Genomic DNA, 697 nt, shown 5'->3' with positions numbered 1-697 from the left:
GCCACCGTACAAGCCGAAGTATGAACCCTGCCTTGCGATTCGGTTTCTGGAACACGTTGTACACGATGAGATCGAAATCAATAAGGCTGACTTGCGTATCGATACCTTCCGGGCTTCGGGCGCCGGTGGTCAGCACGTCAACAAAACGGATTCGGCTATTCGTATTACCCACTTGCCAACAGGTGTGGTAGTTGAGTGTCAGGACGAACGATCACAGCATAAGAATAAGGCTCGCGCTCTATCTTTGTTGCAATCGAGGCTACTGACGGCTGAACAGGAAGCGCATGCTCAAGAACAATCAGATCAACGAAAAAGTCTCGTAGGTAGTGGTGACCGTTCTGAGCGAATCAGAACCTATAACTTTCCTCAAGGTCGCATGACTGATCATCGAATTAATTTGACGCTCTATAAGCTAGCTGAAGTTATGGAAGGTGATTTGGACCAGGTGTTACAGCCTTTATTGCAAGAGCATCAGGCTGAATTACTCACTTCTATGGGTGAGTAATAAGTAGATATAGCTTATTGGAGTTTGATATGAGCCATCAACTGACTATTTCAGAGGCGATGGCAAAATCCCTCGAATTGACAAGCAGTTCGGCATCTTTGGATGTTGAGCTGCTCTTATGTCACGTGCTCGATTGCGAGCGTGCTTATTTACGGACCTGGCCTGATAAAAGTCTGGATCAAGACCAAACCG

At 46.8% G+C, this 697-nt stretch carries 2 pseudogenes; both read left to right on the top strand.

From position 1 onward, the window contains the following. Window positions 1-67 precede the first annotated feature (67 nt). Window positions 68-505: pseudogene (locus A3756_RS28615) on the top strand (peptide chain release factor-like protein); the annotation flags it as partial. A gap of 29 nt (window positions 506-534) precedes the next feature. Beyond that, a pseudogene (locus tag A3756_RS28970) lies at window positions 535-697 on the top strand (protein-(glutamine-N5) methyltransferase, release factor-specific); the annotation flags it as partial.

It is taken from the genome of Oleiphilus sp. HI0086, assembly GCF_001635225.1.
The sequence above is the reverse complement of the archived record's forward strand: the minus strand, read 5'-3'. Positions and strand labels throughout refer to the sequence as shown.